The following is a 21,797-nucleotide window of genomic DNA, read 5'->3' on the forward strand; positions in this document are numbered from 1 at the left end:
TCCGTTGCGCCTGGAGGGACTCCCTAGAGTACCTCGGCCGCGTAGTCGGCCAGCCGTGATCGCTCGCCGCGTTGCAGCGTGACATGGCCCGAATGGGGCCAGCCCTTGAAGCGGTCCACGACGTAGGTCAGGCCGGAGCTGCCTTCGGTCAGGTAGGGCGTATCGATCTGCGCGATGTTGCCCAGGCATACCACCTTGGTGCCCGGACCGGCGCGGGTGATCAGCGTCTTCATCTGCTTGGGCGTCAGGTTCTGCGCCTCGTCGATGATCAGGAACTTGTTCAGGAAAGTGCGGCCGCGCATGAAGTTCAGCGATTTGACCTTGACCCGCGAGCGGATCAGGTCCATGGTCGCGGCCCGGCCCCAGTCGCCGCCATGGCCGGCCTCGCCTTCGCCCATGTTGAGCACGTCGAGGTTGTCTTCGAGCGCGCCCATCCAGGGCAGCATCTTTTCTTCTTCGGTGCCGGGCAGAAAGCCGATGTCCTCGCCCACCGGGACGGTGACGCGGGTCATGATGATTTCGGTGTAGCGCTTGGTCTCCAGCACTTGCGTCAGGCCCGCGGCCAGCGCCAGCAGCGTCTTGCCGGTGCCGGCCTGGCCCAGCAGCGAGATGAAATCGCACTCGGGGTTCATCAGCAGGTTGAGCGCGAAGTTCTGCTCGCGATTGCGCGCGGTGATGCCCCAGACGTTGTTCTTGCTGTGGGTGTATTCGCGCAGCGTCTGCAATACCGCGGTCTTGCCCATGACTTCCTTGACCTGGGCGTACAGCGGCATGCTGCCTTCGAAGTAGACGAACTGGTTGACCGCGAACTGGGAGCACAGCGGACCGGTGATGCGGTAGTAGGTGCTGCCGCCCTGTTGCCAGGACTCCATGTTCTTGCTGTGCTTGTCCCAGAAGTCGTCGGGCAGCTGCAGGATGCCGGTGTAGAGCAGGTCGGAGTCTTCCAGCACCTGGTCGTTGAAATAGTCTTCGGCCGGCAGGCCCAGCGCGCGCGCCTTCACGCGCATGTTGATGTCCTTGGACACCAGCACGACTTCGCGGTCGGTGGAGCGTTCCTGCAGCGCGCGCACCACGCCCAGGATCTGGTTGTCGGCCTTGCCCACCGGCAGGCCCGAGGGCAGCGAGGAGGACAGCAGCGTGGTCTGGAGGTACAGGCGCCCCACGGCGTCGCGGTTGCCCAGCTTGTCGAGCGGGATGCCCGCTTCCATGTCGCCGACGTCGCTCACCAGTTCGTCGAGCGTGCGGCTGACCTGGCGCGCGTTGCGCGCGACTTCGGACATGCCCTTCTTGTTGTTGTCTAGTTCTTCCAGCGTCATCATGGGCAGGAAGATGTCGTGTTCCTCGAAGCGGAACAGCGCGCTCGGGTCGTGCATCAGCACGTTGGTGTCGAGCACGAACAGCTTGGCGGTTTCCGATTCGCTGGCCTTGGCGCGGCGCTTGGCCGTGCGGACGGCGGCGGGCTTGCCGGCCTGCGCGGCGGCAAGCGCCTGGGCGGGCGCGGGCTGGGGCGCGCGCGCCGCGGGCACCGGAGCCAGCGCCGGCGCGGCGGAGTTGGCCGGCGTCCTGGCCTTGGCCGTTTTGCGCGCAGTCTTGGCCGGCGCCGCCTGGATGCCTTCCAGCTCGGGCTGGACGGCGGGCGGGGCTTCGCCGGCCAGCGCGGCGGGCTCGGCCTGCGCCCGTTTGCCGCGCGCGGCGGGACGTGCCGCCTCGCCCGTGGGGAAGGACAGGATGGCTGCGGGCCGGGTGGGCATCTTCGGAAGCGGCATGGACGGATATCTCCTGGGGCTGGGAGGGTCTTCTACGCGCCCGGCGGGGGCGCGTGGAAGGTCATCATGGGGTGCGGTGGCCGGGGCAAGTTCAGCCGAGCTGCCGGACGGCTTCGAGCACGGCATCGACGTGGCCGGGCACTTTCACGCCGCGCCATTCCTGGCGCAGCTTGCCTTGCGCGTCGATCAGGAAAGTGCTGCGTTCGATGCCGTGCACCTGCTTGCCATACATGTTCTTCATCTTCATGACCCCGTACTGTTCGCACAGGGTCTCGTCGGGATCGGCGATGAGCGGAAAGGGAAAGCCCTGTTTTTCCTTGAATTTCTGGTGCGAGGCCAGGGTATCGCGCGAGACGCCGAGCACCTGGGCGCCGGCGGCCTGGAAGTCGGCGTAGCGGTCGCGGAAGTTCTGGCCCTGCGTGGTGCAGCCGGGCGTATTGTCGCGCGGGTAGAAGTACATGACCACGACCCGGCCCTGGAGGTCCTTGAGCGCGATGTCGCCGTCGGTGCTGGGGGCGGTGAAGGCGGGCGCGGCTTGCCCGATGGCGGTACTCATGCGTGATGCTCCAGGAAACAGCGAGGTTGAAAGAAGGGCGCGCGCATCGTTCAGGCCGGGACCAGCGCGGCGATTACGCGCCGTCCTTCGGCCATCAGGATGTTGTAGGTGCGCGAGGCGGCCAGCGTGTCCATCATTTCCACGCCTATCCCCGCCTTGAGCAGTGGCTTGACCACGGCGGGCGGCAGGAAGCGCTGGCGCGCGCCGGTGCCGATCAGCACGACCTCGGGCGGCTGGGCCGCGGCGCGCGGCACGACGCTTTCGAGCGCGGCGGCATCGATGTCTTCGAAGGTGGAAACAGGCCAGGCGACGACGTCGCCTTCGGGAGCGAACACGAGGGCGTGCTCGTAGCGGACGCGGTTGACCTCGAGGTAGCCATCGCCGTACGCGGTAATGGTGTTCAGCGCCGAGGCCGGGTCGGAATGCAACTTCAAATGGGCAACTCCGGATCTACGGGACGAATGGTCCAACTATACCGCCCTCCGGCGGCCGGGGCGGATGCGCCGGCGAGACAAATGCCCGGACGCACGGCATTATTATAAATCGTACGCCTCGCCAGGCGCTCCGGCCGGAACGCATGCAGGCGTTTTTCACTTTGCAGCCACCTCATCGAGCAAGGATCCGCCATGTCCACCTCCTCCCGGGAGTTTTCGCGCATCAAGCGCCTGCCACCTTACGTTTTCAACATTACGGCCGAGTTGAAAATGGCGGCGCGGCATCGCGGCGAGGACATCATCGACATGTCGATGGGCAATCCGGACGGCGATACTCCCCCGCACATCGTCGACAAGCTGGTCGAAGCCACCCGGCGCGGCAATACGCACGGCTACTCGGTCTCCAAGGGCATTCCGCGCCTGCGCAAGGCCATCGCCGACTGGTACGGCCGGCGCTACGGGGTCGACATCGACCCGGATACCGAAGCCATCGTCACCATCGGCTCGAAAGAGGGGCTGGCCCACCTGATGCTGGCGACGCTGGATCGCGGCGACACGGTGCTGGTGCCCAATCCCAGCTATCCCATCCACATCTACGGGGCGGTCATCGCCGGCGCGGACATCCGCTCGGTGCGCATGACCCCAGGGGTGGATTTTTTCGCCGAGCTGGAGCGGGCGATCAAGGAGAGCATTCCCAAGCCGCGCATGATGATCCTGGGTTTCCCCAGCAACCCCACTGCGCAGTGCGTGGATTTGTCGTTCTTCGAGCGCGTGGTAGCGCTGGCGCGCGAGAACGACATTCTGGTGGTGCACGACCTGGCCTATGCGGACATCACCTTCGACGGCTACGTGGCGCCGTCCATCATGCAGGTGCCGGGCGCGCGCGACGTGGCGGTGGAGTTCTTCACCATGAGCAAGAGCTACAACATGGCGGGGTGGCGCGTCGGCTACATGGTGGGGAACAAGGAACTGGTGTCGGCGCTGGCGCGTATCAAGAGCTATCACGACTACGGGACCTTCACGCCCATCCAGGTGGCCTCCATCGCCGCGCTGGACGGGCCGCAGGAATGCGTGCAGGAGATCGTCGCGCAGTACCGCAGCCGGCGGGACGTGCTGGTGAAGGGGCTGCACGAGGCGGGATGGATGGTCGAGGTGCCCAAGGCGTCGATGTACATCTGGGCCAGGATTCCCGAGCCCTACCTGGCGATGGGCTCGCTGGAGTTCGCCAAGCGGCTGCTGGAGCACGCGCATGTGGCGGTGTCGCCCGGCATCGGGTTCGGCGAGTATGGCGACGACCACGTCCGTTTCGCGCTGATCGAGAACGAGCAGCGGACGCGGCAGGCGGTGCGGGGCATCAAGGAAATGTTCCGCAAGGACGGGCTGCTGCGGTAAGGGGGCCGGCCTGCGGGCAGAGCGGGCGCGGGGCGCTGGCCGGCGGTTTCCTGCCGGCGGCGCAAGTCCGCTAAAATAATGGGTTTGCCAGCGGGACGGCACCTGGCAGGCCTGCCCCCGCGTTTCGAAGAACCGTATTGCCCGGAAATACAATGGAACCCATCCGAGTAGGCCTCCTGGGCCTGGGCGTCGTAGGCGGCGGCACCTTCAAGGTCCTCGCCCGCAATGCCGAAGAAATCGCCCGCCGCGCCGGCCGCCACATCGTCGCGACCAAAGTGTCGGCCCGCGACCTGGTCAAGGCCAAGGCGCGCGTCGGCGAGACCGCCGAGGTCGTCGCCGATCCGTTCGCGATCGTCCGCGATCCGGAGATCGACATCGTCGTCGAACTGATCGGCGGCGATACGCTGGCGCGCGAACTCGTCCTGGAGGCCATTGCCCACGGCAAACACGTGGTCACCGCCAACAAGGCGCTGCTGGCCAAGCATGGCAACGAAATCTTCGCACGCGCCAGCGACAAAGGCGTCATGGTCGCCTTCGAGGCCGCAGTGGCCGGCGGCATCCCCATCATCAAGGCGATCCGCGAGGGCCTGTCGGCCAACCAGATCGAATGGGTGGCCGGCATCATCAACGGCACCACCAATTTCATCCTGACCGAAATGCGCGCGCGCGGCCTGCCGTTCGCCGACGTGCTGGCCGAGGCCCAGCGCCTGGGCTACGCCGAAGCCGACCCGACCTTCGACATCGAAGGCGTGGACGCCGCGCACAAGCTCACGCTGCTGTCGTCGATCGCGTTCGGCGTGCCGGTGCGGTTCGACAAGGCGCACATCGAGGGCATCTCGAAGCTGGCGCAGGAAGACATTCGCTACGCCGAGGAGCTCGGCTACCGCATCAAGCTGCTGGGCATCACCAAGGCGCGTCCCGACGGCATCGAGCTGCGCGTGCATCCCACGCTGATCGACGCGCGCCGCGTGATGGCCAACGTCGAGGGCGCGATGAACGCGGTCATGGTCAAGGGCGACGCCGTCGGCGCCACGCTGTACTATGGACAGGGCGCGGGTGAGGAGCCCACCGCCTCGGCCGTGGTGGCGGACCTGGTGGACGTGACCCGACTGCATACGGCCGATCCCGAGCACCGCGTGCCGCACCTGGCGTTCCAGCCGGATGCCATCACCGACCGCCCCATGCTGTCGATCGAAGACATCCGCACCTCGTATTACCTGCGGCTGGCGGTCAGCGACCAGCCCGGCGTGCTGGCCGACATCACGCGCATCCTGGCCGACGCGTCCATCTCCATCGTGTCGATGATCCAGAAGCCGCGCGAGGATGCGAGCCAGGCCGACATCATTTTCCTGACCCATGAAGCGGTGGAGCGCAACGTCAATGCCGCCATCGCCCGCATCGAGGCGCTGCCCGCCGTACTCTCCGCAGTGACGCGCCTGCGCATAGAAACCCTGGCATAAAACATGAGATACCTCTCCACCCGCGGCGGCATGGCCCCGCAACCATTCACCGACGTGCTGCTCGAAGGCCTGGCGCCGGACGGCGGCCTGGCCGTGCCCGAGGCCATCCCGCAGGTCTCGCCGGAGCAATTGCAGGCCTGGCGCGCGCTGCCGTATGCCGACCTGGCCTATGAAGTGCTCAAGCTCTTCATCACCGACATCCCGGAAGACGACCTGCGCGCGCTGACCCGCGCGACCTATCGTCCCGAGGTGTTCGGCGGCGAGGCGATCGTGCCGCTCAAGCCGCTCAATCCGGGCCTGTTCCTGCTGGGGCTGTCGGAAGGGCCGACGCTGGCCTTCAAGGACATGGCCATGCAGTTCCTGGGCAATCTGTTCGAATACGTGCTGGCCCGCCGCGGCTCCACGCTGAACATTCTGGGCGCCACCTCGGGCGATACCGGTTCGGCGGCCGAATACGCCATGCGAGGCAAGAAGGGCGTGGCGGTGTTCATGCTGTCGCCGGCCGGCCGCATGAGCGCCTTCCAGCGCGCGCAGATGTATTCGCTGCAGGACGACAACATCCACAACATCGCCGTCCATGGCGTGTTCGACGACTGCCAGGACATCGTCAAGGCGGTCAGCGGCGATCTCACTTTCAAGACCACGCATCGCATCGGCGCGGTCAACTCGATCAACTGGGCGCGCATCGCCGCCCAGGTGGTCTATTACTTCCACGGCTGGCGCCTGGCCACGGCCGGCGCCGCCGATCCGATGGCACAGGTGTCGTTCGCCGTGCCGTCCGGCAACTTCGGCAACATCCTGGCCGGCCACGTGGCGCGCAGCATGGGCCTGCCCATCCGCCGCCTGGTGTTGGCCACCAACGAGAACAACGTGCTGGAAGAATTCTTCCGCACCGGCATCTACCGCCCGCGCGCTTCGAGCGAAACCTACGAGACGTCCAGCCCGTCCATGGACATCTCGAAGGCGTCGAACTTCGAGCGCTTCGTCTACGACCTGATGGGCCGCGACCCGGTTCGCCTGAAGACGCTGTGGGACCAATTGGCCGAGCAGGGCGCCTTCGACCTGTCGGCCCGCCAGCCCAGCCTCGAAGCGCAGTACGGCTTCGTCTCCGGCACCAGCACGCACGCCGACCGGCTGGCGACCATTCGCCAGGTGCGAGCCGAAACCGGCGTGGTCATCGACCCGCACACGGCCGATGGCGTCAAGGTGGCGCGGCCCTACGTCGAGCCCGGCATTCCCATGCTGGTGCTGGAGACGGCGCTGCCGGTGAAGTTCTCGGCTACCATCGAAGAGGCCCTGGGCGAGCCCGCGCCGCGGCCTGCCGGGTTCGATGGCATCGAGCAGTTGCCGCAGCGCGTGCAGACGATCGAGCCCGACGTGCAGGTGGTCAAGGACCTGATCGCCGCTTCCGCCGCCTGACGGCCGCGTAGGAATTCATGGTGAAAGCACCCCAGAATCTGCTGACGCTGGACCAAGCGCTCCAGGTCTTGCTGGCGGTCGGGCCGGTGGCCCGTCCCGCCGAGCGTGTCGAACTGGCCGGCGCCCCCGGCCGCATCCTGGCCGAGGACGTGACCGCCTCGATCGACGTGCCGTCGGCCGATAATTCCGCCATGGACGGCTATGCCGTCCGTACTGCCGACGCGGCGCTGTTCGCCGCCGGCATTCCCGTCTCGCAACGCATCCCGGCCGGGTCTGTTCCGCAGCCGCTGGCGGCCGGCACGGCCGCGCGCATCTTCACCGGCGCGCCCATCCCGGCCGGCGCCGACGCGGTGGTCATGCAGGAAGAAGCGACGGTGCACGACGACTGCGTGGCGTTCGCCAAGCCTGTCGAGGCCGGCGCCTGGGTGCGGCCGCGCGGCTGCGATATCGAGTCCGGCAGCACCATCCTGAAGGCCGGCGCGCGCCTGCGCCCGCAGGATGTCGGCCTGGCCGCCTCGGTGGGCGTGCCGGCGCTGCCGCTGCGGCCGCTGCTGCGGGTGGCGACGCTGTTCACCGGCGACGAGCTGGCCGCGCCTGGCGAGCCGCTGGCACCGGGCAAGATCTACAACTCCAACCGCTACCTGCTGCAGGGTATGCTGGCGGCGCTGCCCGTGGCCCATGCGGACCTGGGTTCGGTGCACGACAGTTTCGAAGCCACCCGCGACGCGCTGCGCGAGGCCGCCCGCCACAACGACCTGGTCATCACCACCGGCGGCGTGTCGGTCGGCGAGGAAGACCACGTCAAGCCTGCGGTCGAAGCGCTGGGCTCGCTCGATATGTGGAGCATTGCGCTCAAGCCCGGCAAGCCGCTTGCGTTCGGACGGATCCGGCGCGAGGATGGGTCCGAGGCCATTTTCATCGGCCTGCCCGGCAACCCGGTGTCGAGCTTCGTGACCTTCGGGCTGCTGCTCAAGCCGATGCTGCTCAAGCTGGCCGGCGCGACGGTCGCGCCGCTGCTGCGTACTGCCATGCGCGCCGATTTCGATTGGCCCAAGGCCGACCGCCGGCGTGAATTCATGCGGGTGCGGCGCAATGCGCAAGGCGGGCTCGACCTGTTCCCCAATCAGTTGTCCGCGGTGCTGACCTCGACCGTATGGGGCGACGGCGTCATCGACAATCCGGGCGGGCAGGCCATTCGCCGCGGCGATATGGTCCAGTTCATCAGCTACGCTGATTTGCTGGGCTGAGGCGGAAACCATGAAAGTCGACATCCTGTTCTTCGCTTCGCTGCGCGAAGCTATTGGGCTGCAGGGCGAAACCGCCGAGCTGCCGGAAGCGGTGCGCACCGTCGGGGATTTGCGTGCCTGGTTGGCCGGCCGCGGCGGCGTCTGGGCGCAGGCGCTCGCGCCAGAGCGCGCGGTGCGCATGGCGCGCAATCACACGATGGTCCCGGCCGCAGAAATACTGCAGGCCGGTGACGAGATCGCTTTTTTCCCGCCCGTGACGGGCGGCTGACCAGCGAGGCTGCCATGTCCGCGCCATTTGTTTCCGTACGCGTGCAAACCGGCGATTTCGACGCCGGCGCCGAAATCGCCGCGCTGAGGCGCGATCCTTCGGTCGGCGCGGTCGTGAGCTTCGTCGGTACGGTGCGCGACGTCAACGAAGGCGATAGCGTGGCGTCGCTGACGCTCGAGCACTATCCGGGCATGACCGAGAAGGCTCTGGCCGGCATCGTCGCGCAGGCGCAGGCGCGCTGGACGCTCAGCGCGATAGGCGTGATCCATCGCGTCGGCACGCTGCAGGCGCTCGACCAGATCGTCTTCGTCGGCGTGGCCGGCAGGCATCGCGGCGAATGTTTCGCCGCTTGCGAGTTCATCATGGACTACCTGAAGACGCAGGCCCCCTTCTGGAAGAAGGAAGCGACGTCTCGTGGAACGCGCTGGGTCGAGGCCCGCGGCTCCGACGACACGGCGGCCAGGCGCTGGGAGACGCGCTGAGCCTGCCGCCGGGCGCGCCTAGGTACGATCCATAGGGTTCAGGCTGCCCGCAAGCAGCCGTCCCGCCTGCCGCCCGCTGCGCACCGCGCCCTCCAGCGTCGCGGGGTAGCCGGTATCGGTCCAGTCCCCGCATAGCGCCAGCCGCGGCCATGCCGTCGCGTTGCCGGGCCGGTGCAGCCCAGGCCGCGCTGCGAACGTCGCACGCTTGTCCACCAGCAGTTCCCAGCCGCGTACCGCGGGCAGGCCGCCCGGCGCGTGGCCGGCGAGCTGTTCCTGCAACTGTTCGATCAGCGCCCCGGCGGCCCGCCCGCGGTCGCGCGATGCGAGAGCCGTCGCGGCGCTGGCCACGACCGCCAGTTCGCCGTGGTCCGGATTCTGGCGCAGCAGCCATCCCCGGTCGAACACCCATTGCCCGTCGTGGCCGCGCGCCGGATCCTCATCCAGCATGAGCATGGGGAAACGCAGCCGCAGCGGCGCGGCGAACCGTACGGTCAGTGTGGCAATGGGCAGGTAGCGGAAGGCCTGCATCGCTTGCACGGCCGGCTGCATGGCCGGGTCGTCGGGCAGCAGCCTTGCGCAGACAGCGGGCGGGGCCGCCAGGACGCCCGCGGCGAACGGCTCGCCGTCTATGCACACGCCCTGGCCGTTGGCCGCGACGCTGCGGACGACGTGCCCGTAGCGCATGTCGTGGCGAGCGGCCGCCGCCCGCGGCCATAGCGAAGACAGGTCGCGGCGCGGCAGCAGCAGGTCGCTGTGGGCGAGAGGCGCATCGAGACCGTCGCGCAGCACGGCCGCGAAAAGCCGCGCGCAGGCCTGATCGGGCGGGGTATTCAGGGCGGCCAGGCAAAGCGGGCGCCACAGCCGGGCGACCAGCGGCGCCGGCTGCGTGCGGGCCTGCAGCAGTTGAGCAACGCTCCAGCCGGGCGGCGTGTGCCAATGCCGCAGGCGCAGCCAGGCCATCAAGCGGAACGCGGCCCGGCGCGCGGCGAAAGACAGGCCGCGCACGCCCAGCAGCGCGCCGGCCGCGTGCAGCGGCGCCGGCAGCCTGGGCACGCGCAGCATATAGCTGCCGTCCGCGGTTTCCAGGCGCAAGGGCGTGCGCAGCAGCACGGCGTCCATATCGATGCCGAGTTCGCGCATCAAGGCCAGCGTGTCGGTATAGGCGCCCAGCATCAAATGCTGGCCGTTGTCCAGGGGATGGGAAGCGTTTTCGAAGGACTTGCCGGCCACGGCGCGGGCGCGTCCGCCTGCCTCATGGGAGGCTTCGAACACCGTGACGGCAAAGCCGCGCCCGGCCAGTTCATGCGCCGCCGCCAGGCCGGCCCAGCCGGCACCGACCACCGCGACGCGCTGCGCGGCGCTCAGGACTGGATCTGCCGCCACAGCGCACGGCCGCCGCTGATATAGGTTTTCCAGGCCAGCCACAGCTTGCGCAGCGGGGTAAGCGAAATGCGCTGGTGCAGCACCTGGTAGCCGGAGGCCTCGATCTCCCCGAGCAGGGCGTAGTAGATCGCGGCCATCATCAACCCGGGCCGCTGCGCGCGCCGGTCCCCGGCGGGCAGCAGATCGAGCGCCTCGCGATAGACTTGGCGCGCCCGTTCGCACTGGAATTGCATCAGAGCCGTGAAGCCTTCCGAATAGCGGCCGTTCAGGATGTCGGCAGCCTTGACGTCGAATTGCTGCAGTTCGTTGACCGGCAGGTAGATGCGGCCCTTGCGCGCATCGTCGCCCACGTCGCGGATGATGTTGGTCAACTGGAAAGCCAGCCCCAGCCGGTCGGCGTATTGCAGGGTCTGGGCGTCCTGGTAGCCGAACACGCCGGCCGACAGCTCGCCCACCACGCCCGCGGCCAGCCGGCAGTAGCGCTGCAGACCGGGATAGTCCAGGTAGCGGGTCTGGTCCAGGTCCATTTCCATGCCGTCCACGACGGCGAGCAGGCGGTCCTGCGTGATGCCGCAGCTTTGCAGGTGGGGCGCCAGCGCCTGGGTGACGGGATGGTCGGGCCTGCCCTGGAACAGCTTGTCGATCTCGGTACGCCACCAAGCCAGCTTGATGCGCGCCACCGACGCCTCGCCGGCCTCGTCCACCGTGTCGTCCAGTTGGCGGCACAGCGCGTACAAGGCGGTGATGGCGCGGCGGCGCTCCGGGGGCAGGAACAGGAAGCTGTAATAAAAGCTCGACCCGCTCTGGGCGGCCTTTTCCTGGCAGTACTGGTCAGGCGTCATGAGTCGTGAGAATGAGGGAGGGCAGACTGGGCGCGGCGCATGCGCAAGGCGCGCCATGCCATGCGCGCCCAATCGGCCCGGCCCAGGACCGGCCGGGCGCGGAACACGTCGTAGCCGCAGGCCTCGATGCGCTCCAGTATGCGCAGGCCGCCCTGGACGATCAGCCGGAGTTCCCAGCCCAGCCGTCCGGGCAAGGCCGGCGCCAGCGGTGCCCCGCAGTGTAGCAGCGCACGGGCGCGGCCGACCTCGGCAGCCATCAGCGCGCGCCAGCCGTCGGTGCATCGCCCCGCGGCGATGTCGTCCTCGGTCACGCCGTGCCGGGCCAGGTCTTCCTGCGGAAGATAGACCCGGCCCTTGTTCCAGTCCACGGCCACGTCCTGCCAGAAATTGACCAGTTGCAGTCCGGTGCAGATGGCCGACGACCAGGCGAGCGCGCGCGGCGTGGCCGCGCCGTACAAGTGCAGCATCAATTCGCCCACCGGATCGGCGGAGCGGCTGCAATAGTCGCGCAGCGAGGTGTAGTCCGCATAGCGCTTGACCGTGACGTCCTGAGAGAAGGCCGACAGCAGGGCCCGGAAGGGTGCGAGAGGAAGAGCGTGGCGGGCGATGGTCGCGCCCAGCGGCGTGAAGATTCTGGCCAGGTCTTCGCTGCACGGGGGCGGCGCAGCCTGGTCCGGGCACCCGGATCTGTTTGCTTCCAAGCGGTCGAGGCAGGCCGAGAAGCGGGCGAGGGCGGACAGCCGTTCCACGTCGCTGGCGTCGCCTTCATCGGCGATGTCGTCGGCGGCGCGGGCGTAGCGGTAGATGTCCAGCACCGCGCGGCGCAAATGCGGCGGTAGAAGCAGGGAGGCGACGGGGAAGTTCTCGTAGTGACCGGCAGACATGGGCATGGCAGTATGTATCCGCGCCCGATGATACTGGAGCCCCTCCCTACGTGCTTACGCGCGCCGCCCCTCCGGGGGCGAAACCGGCGGACTGGCGGAGCCAGATCGGCGGCTTCCTGGGCTGAACCCAACGCACTTCGTGGGGAAGGCCTCGGCATTCACCCATCGCAAGGGCTACACTCTCGTTTTGCCTGCCGCTGTGCCATGCCCCGTCCCATTTCCGCCACGATCTCGCGCTCGGCGCTGTCCCATAATCTCGGCACCATCCGCGCGCGGCTCGACAGCGTGCGCGGGGCGGCCGATCCGGTGCGGGTGTGGGCCGTGATCAAGGCCAATGCGTACGGCCATGGCATCGAGCGGGCCGTACAAGGTTTCGCGCGGGCCGATGGGCTGGCCATGCTGGACCTGGCCGAGGCCGTGCGCTGCCGCGAGGCCGGCTGGAGCAGGCCCATCCTGCTGCTCGAAGGGGTCTTCGAACCGGTCGACCTGGAGGTCGCCGGCCGCTACGGCCTGACGCTGACTGTCCATCATGCCGACCAACTCGCGATGCTGGAGGCGGCGAGGCCGGCCAGGCCGTTCGACGTTTTCCTCAAGTTCAACACCGGCATGAACCGGCTCGGTTTCACGCCGGCGGACGGCGCGGGCGCCCACGCGCGGCTGCGGGCCCTACAGGAGGCGGGAGCGGTGGCGCAGCTCGGCACCATGACCCATTTTTCCACGGCGGATACCGATGAAGGCATTGCCGCGCAACTCGCCGTATTCCGCCGCGCCACGGCAGGCATGAGCGGGCCCGCCAGCCTGTGCAACTCGGCGGCCTGTCTGCGCTACCCGGAAGTCGCCGGGGACTGGGCGCGGCCGGGCATCGCCCTGTACGGCGCCAGCCCCTTCGGCGGGGAAAGCGCCGCCCAGTGGAGGCTGCGGCCCGCGATGGCGCTGCGCTCGCGCCTTATCGGGACGCAGGCCTTGCAGCCAGGCGATGCGGTCGGCTATGGCGGCGTCTACCGGGCCCAGCGGCATATGCGCGTGGGCGTGGTGGCATGCGGCTATGCAGACGGCTATCCGCGCCATGCCCCCACCGGTACGCCTGTCGTCGTGGCGGGCGTGCGCACCCGCTTGCTGGGCCGTGTTTCCATGGACATGCTGGCCGTGGATCTGGAGCCCGTTCCGCAGGCGCGGGATGGCGCGCCGGTCACCCTGTGGGGCGCGGACGGGCTGTCGGTGGACGACGTCGCCGCCGCGTCCGGCACCATAGGCTATGAGCTGCTGTGCGCGGTCGCGCCGCGCGTGCCCGTGTATTTCGAGGACTGATCATGGCCAAGGCCAAGACCGTTTACGTCTGCGCAGAATGCGGCGGCACCTCGCCAAAGTGGCAGGGCAAGTGCCCGCATTGCGGCGGCTGGAACACGCTGGAAGAAACCGCCGCCGCGCCCGCTGCCGGCACGGCGGGCGGTCATCGCTATGCGCCGCTGGCCGCCAGCGCGCCCGTGCGCAAGCTGGCCGAGATCGAGGCGCGCGAACTGCCGAGGTTCCCGACCGGCATCGACGAATTCGACCGTGTCCTGGGCGGCGGCATGGTCGCGGGCGCCGTGGTGCTGATCGGCGGCGATCCCGGCATCGGCAAGTCGACGTTGCTGCTGCAGGCGTTGGCCTCGCTAGCGGCCAGCCGCAAAGTACTATACGTGACCGGCGAAGAGTCCGGCGACCAGGTCGCCCTGCGCGCCCGGCGCCTGGGGCTGGACACGGGCAACGTCGATCTGCTGGCCGAAATCCGCCTGGAATCCATCCAGGCCGCGCTGGCGGAGAACAGCCCCGAGGTCGCCGTCATCGACTCGATCCAGACCCTGTACTCCGAACAGCTCACTTCGGCCCCGGGCTCGGTCGCCCAGGTGCGCGAATGCGCCGCCCAGCTCACCCGCACGGCCAAGCAGACCGGCGTCACCATCGTCATGATCGGCCACGTCACCAAAGAGGGAGCGCTGGCCGGCCCGCGCGTGCTCGAACACATCGTCGACACAGTGCTGTATTTCGAGGGCGATACCCATTCCTCGTTCCGCCTCGTGCGCGCTTTCAAGAACCGCTTCGGCGCTGTCAACGAGCTCGGCGTCTTCGCCATGACCGACCGCGGCCTGAAAGGCGTGGCCAACCCCTCGGCCCTGTTTCTTTCGCAGCACCAGCAGCAGGTTTCCGGCTCCTGCGTGATGGTCACCCAGGAAGGCAGCCGTCCGCTGCTGGTCGAAATCCAGGCCCTGGTCGATTCGGCCAATGCGCCCAATCCGCGCCGGCTGTCGGTGGGCCTGGAGGGCAACCGGCTGGCCATGCTGCTGGCCGTGCTGCACCGGCACGCCGGCGTCGCCGCTTTCGACCAGGACGTCTTCGTCAACGCGGTGGGCGGCGTGCGCATCACCGAGCCCGCCGCCGACCTGCCCGTGCTGCTCGCCATCGTGTCCTCGATGCGCAACCGGCCGCTGCCGCGCGGCCTGGTGGCCTTCGGCGAAGTCGGCCTGGCCGGCGAGATCCGTCCCGCGCCGCGCGGCCAGGAGCGCTTGCGCGAAGCGGCCAAGCTGGGCTTCAGCATCGCGCTGATCCCCAAGGCCAACGCGCCGCGCCAGCCTATCGAAGGGATGGAAGTCTGGGCGGTGGACCGCCTGGACGAAGCGTTGAACCGCCTGCGCGAATAGCCGGCCATCCCCCGGTAACGCCCGGAGATCACCTTTCCTCCGGCAGAGTGCTATAACCCTTCAATCCCCTGCCGTGCAAAGGGGATTGAAACCGCTCGAATCGGCCTCACATCCAGAGTATCCGGGCCCCTGGCCCCCACTTATTGGCGTGATCACCATGCGAATCGATCGACTCACCACCAAGTTCCAGCAGGCGCTCGCCGACGCCCAGAGCCTCGCCGCCCGCAACGACAACTCCTACATCGAACCCGTCCACGTGCTGGCGGCCCTGCTGGCCGACTCCGACAGCGGCGCGGCCAGCCTGCTGGCCCGCGCCGGGGTCGCCGTCAGCAAGTTGACGCCCGAGGTCAATGCCGCCATCGGCCGCCTGCCGCAAGTGCAAGGCGGCGACACCAACATCCAGGTCGGGCGCGACCTCCAATCCCTGTTCAACAAGGTCGACAAGGAAGCCGCCAAGCGCGGCGACACCTATATCGCCAGCGAACTCTTCCTGCTCGCCCTGGCCGACGACAAAGGCGATGCCGGCCGCCTGCTGCGCGAGGCCGGGCTGCAGCGCAAGCCCCTCGAAGCGGCCATCGACGCCGTGCGCGGCGGCGCGGCTGTGGATTCGCAGGAAGGCGAGAGCAACCGCGAAGCCCTCAAGAAATACACGCTGGACCTGACCGAACGGGCCCGTCAGGGCAAGCTCGACCCGGTGATCGGCCGCGACGACGAGATCCGCCGCACCATCCAGATCCTGCAGCGCCGCACCAAGAACAACCCCGTGCTGATCGGCGAGCCCGGCGTGGGCAAGACCGCCATCGTCGAGGGCCTGGCCCAGCGCATCGTCAACGACGAAGTCCCCGAGAGCCTCAAGGGCAAGCGGGTGCTGTCGCTGGACATGGCGGGGCTGCTTGCCGGCGCCAAGTTCCGCGGCGAGTTCGAGGAACGGCTCAAGTCCGTCCTGAAGGAGCTGTCGCAGGAAGCGGGCAAGAATATCGTCTTCATCGACGAAATCCACACCATGGTCGGCGCCGGCAAGGCCGAGGGCGCGATGGACGCCGGCAACATGCTCAAGCCCGCGCTGGCGCGCGGCGAGCTGCACTGCATAGGCGCGACCACGCTCGACGAATACCGCAAGTACATCGAGAAAGACGCCGCGCTCGAGCGCCGCTTCCAGAAAGTGCTGGTGGACGAACCGTCGGTCGAGGCGACCATCGCGATTCTGCGCGGCCTGCAGGAGCGCTATGAGCTGCACCACGGCGTGGACATTACCGACCCGGCCATCGTTGCCGCGGCCGAGCTGTCCAATCGCTACATCACCGACCGCTTCCTGCCCGACAAGGCCATCGACCTGATCGACGAGGCCGCGGCGCGCATCCGCATGGAGATCGACTCCAAGCCGGAAGTCATGGACAAGCTCGACCGCCGCATGATCCAGCTCAAGATCGAGCGCGAGGCCGTCAAGAAGGAAACCGACGAAGCCTCGCAGCGCCGGCTGGCCCTGCTCGAAGAGGAACTGGGCAAGCTCGAGCGCGAGTACAACGACTACGAAGAAGTCTGGAAGGCCGAGAAGGCCGCGGTGCAGGGCGCCCAGTCGATCAAGGAAGAGATCGAGAAAGTGCGCGCCGAAATGAGCGAGCTGCAGCGCAAAGGCCAGTTCGACAAGCTCGCCGAGCTGCAGTACGGCAAGCTGCCCGAGCTGGAGGCGCGCCTGAAGTCCGCCGAAGGCAACGAAAAGGCCGCCGAGCCGGAAGGCCAGAAGATGAAGCTGCTGCGCACCGAAGTCGGCGCCGAGGAAATCGCCGAGGTCGTGTCGCGCGCCACCGGCATCCCGGTCTCCAAGATGCTGCAGGGCGAACGCGCCAAGCTGCTGCACATGGAAGAAAAGCTGCATGAGCGCGTGATCGGCCAGGACGAAGCCGTCCGGCTGGTGTCCGACGCCATCCGCCGCTCGCGCGCGGGCCTGTCGGATCCGCAGCGGCCCTACGGTTCGTTCCTGTTCCTGGGCCCCACGGGCGTGGGCAAGACCGAGCTGACCAAGGCGCTCGCCGGCTTCCTGTTCGATGCCGACGACCACATGGTGCGCATCGACATGAGCGAATTCATGGAGAAGCACTCGGTGGCGCGGCTGATCGGCGCGCCACCGGGATACGTGGGCTACGAGGAAGGCGGCTACCTGACCGAGGCGGTGCGGCGCAAGCCCTACAGCGTGATCCTGCTCGACGAAGTCGAGAAGGCCCACCCGGACGTCTTCAACGTGCTGCTGCAAGTGCTGGACGACGGCCGCCTGACCGACGGCCAGGGCCGCACGGTGGATTTCCGCAATACCGTCATCGTCATGACGTCCAACCTGGCCTCGCAGCAGATCCAGTCCATGGCCGGCCAGCAGTACGACGTCATCAAGGCGGTGGTGTGGGACGAGATCAAGCAGCACTTCCGGCCCGAGTTCCTGAACCGGATCGACGAAGTCGTGGTCTTTCACGGGCTCGACGCCAAGCATATCGAATCCATCGCCAAGGTCCAGCTGCAGCGCCTGGGCGAACGCCTGGCCAAGATGGACATGCGCCTGGAAGTCTCGGACGATGCGCTCGCGCAGATCGCCCGTGCCGGCTTCGACCCCGTGTTCGGCGCGCGGCCGCTCAAGCGCGCGATCCAGCAGGAGATCGAGAATCCGGTCGCCAAGCTCATCCTGGAGGGCAAGTTCGGTCCCAAGGATGTGGTGCCGGTCGATTGGAACGACGGACACTTCGTCTTCACGCGCACGCTGCAGTAAGCGTTCGACCCTAAGGAGAGCGCTGCGCCGGTCCGCCTATGGCCGGTGCGGCGCTCTTTTCCTTGGCCGGAGCTTTGGGGGGAGCGCTTCTGGTCTGCCTGAGCGGTCATGTGCCTTCGATCGCTTGGCCGATGTGGAATTTGACACGGCCATTTTTTATTTGCTATAGTTCTTTTCTCGCAGCGAGCAACGCAACGCGAGCAAGCAGCAAACAACGCGGGAATAGCTCAGTTGGTAGAGCGCAACCTTGCCAAGGTTGAGGTCGCGAGTTCGAGACTCGTTTCCCGCTCCAAATTTTGATCCACAGACTTCTACGGGGGTCTGTAGGTCATTGAAAAAAGGAGCTTCGGCTCCTTTTTTCATTCCAGCGAGTGCCACGGAAATCCACCCACAGCTACCGTTTTTGAGTGACCAAATAAGGCACAAGAATACGGGTGGGTCGGCTACCGGATAGTTGCTGGGGCTGAGCGGGGACCATGACGAGCATAGGGCCTAAGTCATTACTTAGGAGTCTCGAAATGGCGCTCTCTGATCTGACCGTCCGGCAGGCGAAGACCACCGGAAAACGCTACACCCTCTCCGACAACGACTGCCTGGGCCTGATGGTCTCAGCCGCAGGCGGCAAGTCATGGCAATTCCGCTACTACTGGCTGGGCAAGCAAAAGCGCCTGTGCCTGGGCGGCTATCCTGCTCTCAGCCTGCGCGAGGCCCGGATCGAGCGAGACAAGGCCCAGGCCCTGCTCGCCAGGAGGATCGATCCTCAGGTCGAGCGCGACCAGAAACAGCACGCGGCCAAGCTGGCGGGCGAATACACCTTCAAGACCGTCTTCGATGCCTGGGTCGAGCATCGCCGCAAGGAACTCAAGGAAGGCCGTCAAAGCACGCTGTCGCAGATCCTGCGCATCTTCAACAAGGACGTGTTGCCCACTCTGGGGAAGATGTCGATCTATGACATTCGCCGCCCTGAGCTCCTAGCCCGGATATTTCGTGAGAGGTAGGAAAATGGGGTAGGCAGCCCCAGCCCGAAGGCTTATGGTTAGCGGTGTTCGAAGCCTTTAACCAAACGGGGTCTGCCTGTGCCAAAGTGTACCGCCGAAGCGGTGTCGATGGGGCGAGTGGGTCGTCGCCGGATTCAGGCATCCTTTACGGGTGGCGATCTCGTCAGCGATGGCGGCGTGTTGTTGCTGCGCCAGATGGACCGACGCCTTGGGCTGACCCGCTCGGCAGCGGCTGCGCTGTCGGATCGCCGGCGCGGCGCCAGCGTGCGACACGGGATCCACCCGCTGCTGTCGCAGCGGGTCTATGGGTTGTGCTGCGGCTGGGAAGACGTCAGCGACCACAACGTGCTGCGCCGGGACACGGCGCTGCAGACGGCGGTGGGCCAGGTGCAGGAGTTGGCCTCGGGGCCCACGCTGTCGCGGTTCGAGAACGCGGTCGATCGCGGCGATACGGCGCGGTTGCAGGCGGTGCTTATCGAACAATTCATCGTTCACTGGCGCGATGCACCGCCCGAGCAACTGGTGCTGGACATCGACGCCACGCACGTGCCGCTGCACGGGGCGCAGGAGCGCGCCGCATTCAATCGGCATTACGACAATTATTGCTATCTGCCGGTGTACGTGTTCTGCGGGCAGGACTTGCTGGCGTGCGTGCTGCGCCCTAGTGACCGCGATCCGGCCAAGATCCTCAGTGCGCTGGTGCGCACCCTGGCGCGGCAGCTGCGCCAGGCCTGGCCGCAGGTGCAACTGATCGTGCGCGCCGACTCGGGGTTCTGCCGCGCGCCAGCCTTGCGCCGCTTCGAGCGCTGGGGCATCGACTACGTGATCGGGCTGCAGAAGAACGTGACGTTGCTGCAGCGGGTCGCGCTGGCCGAACTGATGTTGGCCGAGGACTATGGCCGCGAGCATAGCAAGCAGCGCCTGATCGGCGAGTTCACCTATGCAGCGCGCTCCTGGAACCGCGAGCGGCGTGTGATCACCCGCCTGGAGCACGATGCGCGCGGGGCCAATCCGCGCTTCGTGGTCACCAGCCTGACCGGTGAGGCCACCGAACTTTATGATCGCCTGTACTGCGCGCGCGGCGAGGCCGAGAACCGCATCAAGGAGGCCCAGCTCGACCTGTTCGGCCGGCGTGCCAGTTGCCACGCCTGGCAGGCCAATCAGCTACGGCTGCTGCTGGCCGCGCTGGCCTATACCCTCATGGTGCATCTGCGCCGAAGCGCTCTGCACGGCACCGAACTGGCCCGCGCCTGCACCCAGACCATCCGTACCCGGCTGCTGAAAATCGGCGCAGCCGTTGTGCGTAATACTCGGCGCGTGCAGGTGTTGTTGGCCTCTAACCATCCCATGAAAGCCCTCTTCATGCTCGCGGCACAACGACTCGGGCCATAACACCGCACACGGTGCTGCCCCGGCACGCTGTCCAGCTCGGGGGAAGGGGGAAGTTCGTCCTGAATACCGCAAAAACCCCGACTCGAACCTCTTGGGGTGACTAGCTCCACCGCCTTGACCCTGACCGCCCAATCAAATCCCCAAACCTGCATGCTCACGAAATATCCGGGCTAGGCGTCCTGGCGGAGATCGAGAATCGCAAGGCGTTCACTACTGCGGAAAAGGTCCGCACCTGGTTCAACCAGATGTTCCGTTATGTGTCAGCGCCGGAGTAATACTGACCCACTGCGTCGGAGTAAAAGTGACCCACCTGGGCAATGATGGCGGCTTTGGCCGCCGTAATGTTGACTCAGGAGCAAGCAGTGTGGCGCGTCGAGGGGTGAGCAGTAAGCGTCAATCTGAGGCCGTCTTGACGATCAGAACTTGATCTCTGAGAGCCGCTGATTCGCGAGCACGAGATCGAAGGCGGCTGGATCGAAGCTGCCGCCACACCACTCGAGGAAGTGGTCGTGCTCCTCGTGCGTCGGATCGGTGATCGCTTCGAGGAAGTCGGCATATCCTGGCACTCCACCGACGTCTTCCGGTGGACACGCATTCTGCCCGTCCAGGCACAGCGGCCGGCGCATGTCTGGATCAGGCACCAGCGCCTTCTCGACTTTGATCCGATGCTGCCAGTTGTCACCGTAGTCGTAGATGTAGGTGAATGACTTCAGCCCGCCCAGCGCCTTCGCCAGCGTGACCCGTGCTTCATTGAGCATCGGTGGATCGCTCTGGAGTCCGAAGTCATCAGGTTCACCATAGTTGGTTTCGCCGAAGACGAATTCGTGCAGATGCCCGCCTTCCCAGCCCATGGCCAGTTGCAGCACGACATGCAGTTTGCCCAGCCGGGTCGAGCCGGGAACGACGATTCGTCGCCAGATCGCCGGCTTGACGGGTTCCTTGCCCCTGTGGCGTGGCAGAACGCCTGCTTGGCTGCATGACTTGATGTACGTGGAAACGAGACAGGGTCAGTTAGGCTGCATGGCACATGCCCGGCGCAAGTTCCGCGAGCTGCACGCCAACCACCAGAGCCAGATCGCCGGCGAGGCACTGGAGCTGTTCGGGGCACTGTACGGCGTGGAGCGCGAGGCGCAAGACCTCGACCCCGACCTCAGACGGGCTCTACGCCAGGAACGGGCCCGTCCCATCGCTGACACGCTACACCGTTGGTTGATGGCGCAGCGCCTGAGGGTGCCCGACGGTTCAACGGCTATCTCAAGGGCAGCTTCTGCGTGCCACTGGTCGCCACACTCAAGCAGGCAGGCTTGCGGTTTGACGGTAAGCGTCATTTCGTGGCCGCATGGACAGAGCTGAAGCCGGTGTCCAAAGTGATGTCCGTTACTTCAAGTGATGGGGACTACTTTGGACACACTGAATACGCGATCATCGAACCGCAAGGGCCGACCGAACTACACACCAGAGTACCGGCGGCAAGTTGCCGTCGCGGCGTGCGAGCCGGGTATTTCGGTGGCCAAGCTCGCGCAGGCGCACGGACTGAATCCGAATATGGTGTTCAAGTGGCGCCGGCAACTGCGGGCGGGCCTGTTTGAAGGAGTTGCGCACAGCACAGCGGTGTTGCTGCCCGTAGCGCTACCTGATGCACCGACCGGCGAGACCGCAGAGCCTGCGTTGCTCGCTCTACAGCCTGTCGAGCCACATCGGGCGAGCGTACCGGCCGCGTCGGGTATCGAGATCGAACTGAACGGTGCCCGTGTACGCGTCACGGGCATGGTCGACCCCGTGCAGTTGCGCCTCGTGCTGCGCTGCCTGATGCCAGCATGATTGCGCCGCCAGGCGGTACC

Annotated in this window: 18 protein-coding genes, 1 tRNA gene and 2 pseudogenes; 14 read left to right on the plus strand and 7 right to left on the minus strand. The window is 66.9% G+C overall.

What is annotated here, in order from left to right; genetic code table 11:
* Positions 1-23: 23 nt before the first annotated feature.
* From PIGHUM_RS20570 to PIGHUM_RS20580, 3 genes are all read right to left on the minus strand, one after another.
* Entirely contained in the window at positions 24-1,766 is a 1,743-nt protein-coding gene (locus tag PIGHUM_RS20570) for a PhoH family protein (RefSeq protein WP_124081598.1), read from the minus strand.
* 91 nt (positions 1,767-1,857) lie between these two features.
* On the minus strand, positions 1,858-2,322 hold the full coding sequence (locus PIGHUM_RS20575) for a peroxiredoxin (protein ID WP_124081599.1): 465 nt from the start codon (positions 2,320-2,322) through the stop codon (positions 1,858-1,860).
* A gap of 50 nt (positions 2,323-2,372) precedes the next feature.
* Entirely contained in the window at positions 2,373-2,756 is a 384-nt protein-coding gene (locus PIGHUM_RS20580) for an Mth938-like domain-containing protein (RefSeq protein ID WP_124081600.1), read from the minus strand.
* 192 nt (positions 2,757-2,948) lie between these two features.
* Between PIGHUM_RS20580 and alaC the strand changes: the two genes are divergently transcribed.
* The 6 genes from alaC (at position 2,949) to moaE (ending at position 9,024) form a co-directional block, all read left to right on the plus strand.
* Positions 2,949-4,148: an alanine transaminase gene (gene alaC / locus PIGHUM_RS20585; RefSeq protein ID WP_124081601.1), complete on the plus strand. Its 1,200-nt coding sequence runs from the start codon at positions 2,949-2,951 to the stop codon at positions 4,146-4,148.
* A gap of 152 nt (positions 4,149-4,300) precedes the next feature.
* A complete protein-coding gene (locus PIGHUM_RS20590) occupies positions 4,301-5,608 on the plus strand; it encodes a homoserine dehydrogenase (RefSeq protein ID WP_124081602.1) in 1,308 nt (435 codons plus the stop codon).
* 3 nt (positions 5,609-5,611) lie between these two features.
* A complete protein-coding gene (gene thrC / locus PIGHUM_RS20595) occupies positions 5,612-7,027 on the plus strand; it encodes a threonine synthase (protein WP_124081603.1) in 1,416 nt (471 codons plus the stop codon).
* 17 nt (positions 7,028-7,044) lie between these two features.
* Positions 7,045-8,274 carry a molybdopterin molybdotransferase MoeA gene (locus tag PIGHUM_RS20600; protein ID WP_124081604.1) on the plus strand — a complete coding sequence of 410 codons (1,230 nt, stop codon included), beginning with the start codon at positions 7,045-7,047 and terminating at the stop codon, positions 8,272-8,274.
* A gap of 10 nt (positions 8,275-8,284) precedes the next feature.
* Positions 8,285-8,542 (plus strand): molybdopterin converting factor subunit 1, encoded by a 258-nt coding sequence (gene moaD / locus PIGHUM_RS20605; protein ID WP_124081605.1) that lies wholly within the window; start codon positions 8,285-8,287, stop codon positions 8,540-8,542.
* A 14-nt stretch (positions 8,543-8,556) separates the two neighbouring features.
* A complete protein-coding gene (moaE, locus tag PIGHUM_RS20610) occupies positions 8,557-9,024 on the plus strand; it encodes a molybdopterin synthase catalytic subunit MoaE (RefSeq protein ID WP_124081606.1) in 468 nt (155 codons plus the stop codon).
* Between the two features lie 18 nt (positions 9,025-9,042).
* On the opposite strand, the gene hpnE is transcribed toward moaE, so the two are convergent.
* The 3 genes from hpnE to hpnC are packed head-to-tail and all read right to left on the minus strand — an operon-like array spanning position 9,043 to position 12,133.
* Complete coding sequence (gene hpnE, locus PIGHUM_RS20615; protein WP_246013382.1) at positions 9,043-10,407, minus strand: hydroxysqualene dehydroxylase HpnE; 1,365 nt, start codon at positions 10,405-10,407, stop codon at positions 9,043-9,045.
* Positions 10,386-11,249 (minus strand): presqualene diphosphate synthase HpnD, encoded by an 864-nt coding sequence (gene hpnD / locus PIGHUM_RS20620; RefSeq protein WP_124081607.1) that lies wholly within the window; start codon positions 11,247-11,249, stop codon positions 10,386-10,388. The genes hpnE and hpnD overlap by 22 nt, the downstream gene beginning before the upstream one ends.
* A complete protein-coding gene (gene hpnC / locus PIGHUM_RS20625) occupies positions 11,246-12,133 on the minus strand; it encodes a squalene synthase HpnC (protein WP_124081641.1) in 888 nt (295 codons plus the stop codon). Before hpnC ends, hpnD begins: the two co-directional genes overlap by 4 nt.
* Before the next feature lie 204 nt (positions 12,134-12,337).
* Between hpnC and alr the strand changes: the two genes are divergently transcribed.
* The 6 genes and pseudogenes from alr to PIGHUM_RS20655 all read left to right on the plus strand — a co-directional run bounded on the left by alr (position 12,338) and on the right by PIGHUM_RS20655 (position 19,956).
* Positions 12,338-13,441: an alanine racemase gene (gene alr, locus PIGHUM_RS20630; RefSeq protein WP_124081608.1), complete on the plus strand. Its 1,104-nt coding sequence runs from the start codon at positions 12,338-12,340 to the stop codon at positions 13,439-13,441.
* A gap of 2 nt (positions 13,442-13,443) precedes the next feature.
* Positions 13,444-14,811 carry a DNA repair protein RadA gene (gene radA, locus PIGHUM_RS20635; RefSeq protein WP_124081609.1) on the plus strand — a complete coding sequence of 456 codons (1,368 nt, stop codon included), beginning with the start codon at positions 13,444-13,446 and terminating at the stop codon, positions 14,809-14,811.
* 157 nt (positions 14,812-14,968) lie between these two features.
* Positions 14,969-17,566, plus strand: coding sequence for an ATP-dependent chaperone ClpB (clpB, locus tag PIGHUM_RS20640; protein WP_124081610.1), 2,598 nt, complete (start codon positions 14,969-14,971; stop codon positions 17,564-17,566).
* Positions 17,567-17,782: 216 nt separating this feature from the next.
* Positions 17,783-17,858: transfer RNA gene (locus PIGHUM_RS20645), tRNA-Gly, on the plus strand.
* Positions 17,859-18,084: 226 nt separating this feature from the next.
* Positions 18,085-18,540 (plus strand): annotated as a pseudogene (locus PIGHUM_RS20650) (tyrosine-type recombinase/integrase); the annotation flags it as partial.
* A gap of 102 nt (positions 18,541-18,642) precedes the next feature.
* Positions 18,643-19,956 (plus strand): IS1380 family transposase, encoded by a 1,314-nt coding sequence (locus PIGHUM_RS20655; RefSeq protein WP_124081611.1) that lies wholly within the window; start codon positions 18,643-18,645, stop codon positions 19,954-19,956.
* Positions 19,957-20,372: 416 nt separating this feature from the next.
* On the opposite strand, the gene PIGHUM_RS20660 is transcribed toward PIGHUM_RS20655, so the two are convergent.
* On the minus strand, positions 20,373-20,942 hold the full coding sequence (locus PIGHUM_RS20660; protein ID WP_246013394.1) for a plasmid pRiA4b ORF-3 family protein: 570 nt from the start codon (positions 20,940-20,942) through the stop codon (positions 20,373-20,375).
* 22 nt (positions 20,943-20,964) lie between these two features.
* On the opposite strand from PIGHUM_RS20660, the pseudogene PIGHUM_RS20665 reads away from it, so the two are divergent.
* Together PIGHUM_RS20665 and tnpA are read left to right on the plus strand one after the other, a co-directional pair.
* Positions 20,965-21,219, plus strand: a pseudogene (locus PIGHUM_RS20665) (IS66 family transposase); the annotation flags it as partial.
* A 138-nt stretch (positions 21,220-21,357) separates the two neighbouring features.
* Positions 21,358-21,777, plus strand: coding sequence for an IS66-like element accessory protein TnpA (gene tnpA / locus PIGHUM_RS20670; protein ID WP_246013384.1), 420 nt, complete (start codon positions 21,358-21,360; stop codon positions 21,775-21,777).
* Positions 21,778-21,797 lie beyond the last annotated feature (20 nt).

This window comes from Pigmentiphaga humi, assembly GCF_900606115.1.
GTDB lineage: Bacteria > Pseudomonadota > Gammaproteobacteria > Burkholderiales > Burkholderiaceae_B > Pigmentiphaga > Pigmentiphaga humi.

Excerpts from the sequence above, each read along its gene's own strand:
- alr (WP_124081608.1), top strand. The coding sequence starts at position 12,338 with ATGCCCCGTCCCATTTCCGCCACGATCTCGCGCTCGGCGCTGTCCCAT.
- moaE (WP_124081606.1), top strand. The coding sequence starts at position 8,557 with ATGTCCGCGCCATTTGTTTCCGTACGCGTGCAAACCGGCGATTTCGAC.
- hpnD (WP_124081607.1), bottom strand. The coding sequence starts at position 11,249 with ATGACGCCTGACCAGTACTGCCAGGAAAAGGCCGCCCAGAGCGGGTCG.
- thrC (WP_124081603.1), top strand. The coding sequence starts at position 5,612 with ATGAGATACCTCTCCACCCGCGGCGGCATGGCCCCGCAACCATTCACC.
- PIGHUM_RS20575 (WP_124081599.1), bottom strand. The coding sequence starts at position 2,322 with ATGAGTACCGCCATCGGGCAAGCCGCGCCCGCCTTCACCGCCCCCAGC.
- moaD (WP_124081605.1), top strand. The coding sequence starts at position 8,285 with ATGAAAGTCGACATCCTGTTCTTCGCTTCGCTGCGCGAAGCTATTGGG.
- PIGHUM_RS20590 (WP_124081602.1), top strand. The coding sequence starts at position 4,301 with ATGGAACCCATCCGAGTAGGCCTCCTGGGCCTGGGCGTCGTAGGCGGC.
- radA (WP_124081609.1), top strand. The coding sequence starts at position 13,444 with ATGGCCAAGGCCAAGACCGTTTACGTCTGCGCAGAATGCGGCGGCACC.
- PIGHUM_RS20600 (WP_124081604.1), top strand. The coding sequence starts at position 7,045 with ATGGTGAAAGCACCCCAGAATCTGCTGACGCTGGACCAAGCGCTCCAG.
- alaC (WP_124081601.1), top strand. The coding sequence starts at position 2,949 with ATGTCCACCTCCTCCCGGGAGTTTTCGCGCATCAAGCGCCTGCCACCT.
- clpB (WP_124081610.1), top strand. The coding sequence starts at position 14,969 with ATGCGAATCGATCGACTCACCACCAAGTTCCAGCAGGCGCTCGCCGAC.
- PIGHUM_RS20570 (WP_124081598.1), bottom strand. The coding sequence starts at position 1,766 with ATGCCGCTTCCGAAGATGCCCACCCGGCCCGCAGCCATCCTGTCCTTC.
- hpnC (WP_124081641.1), bottom strand. The coding sequence starts at position 12,133 with ATGTCTGCCGGTCACTACGAGAACTTCCCCGTCGCCTCCCTGCTTCTA.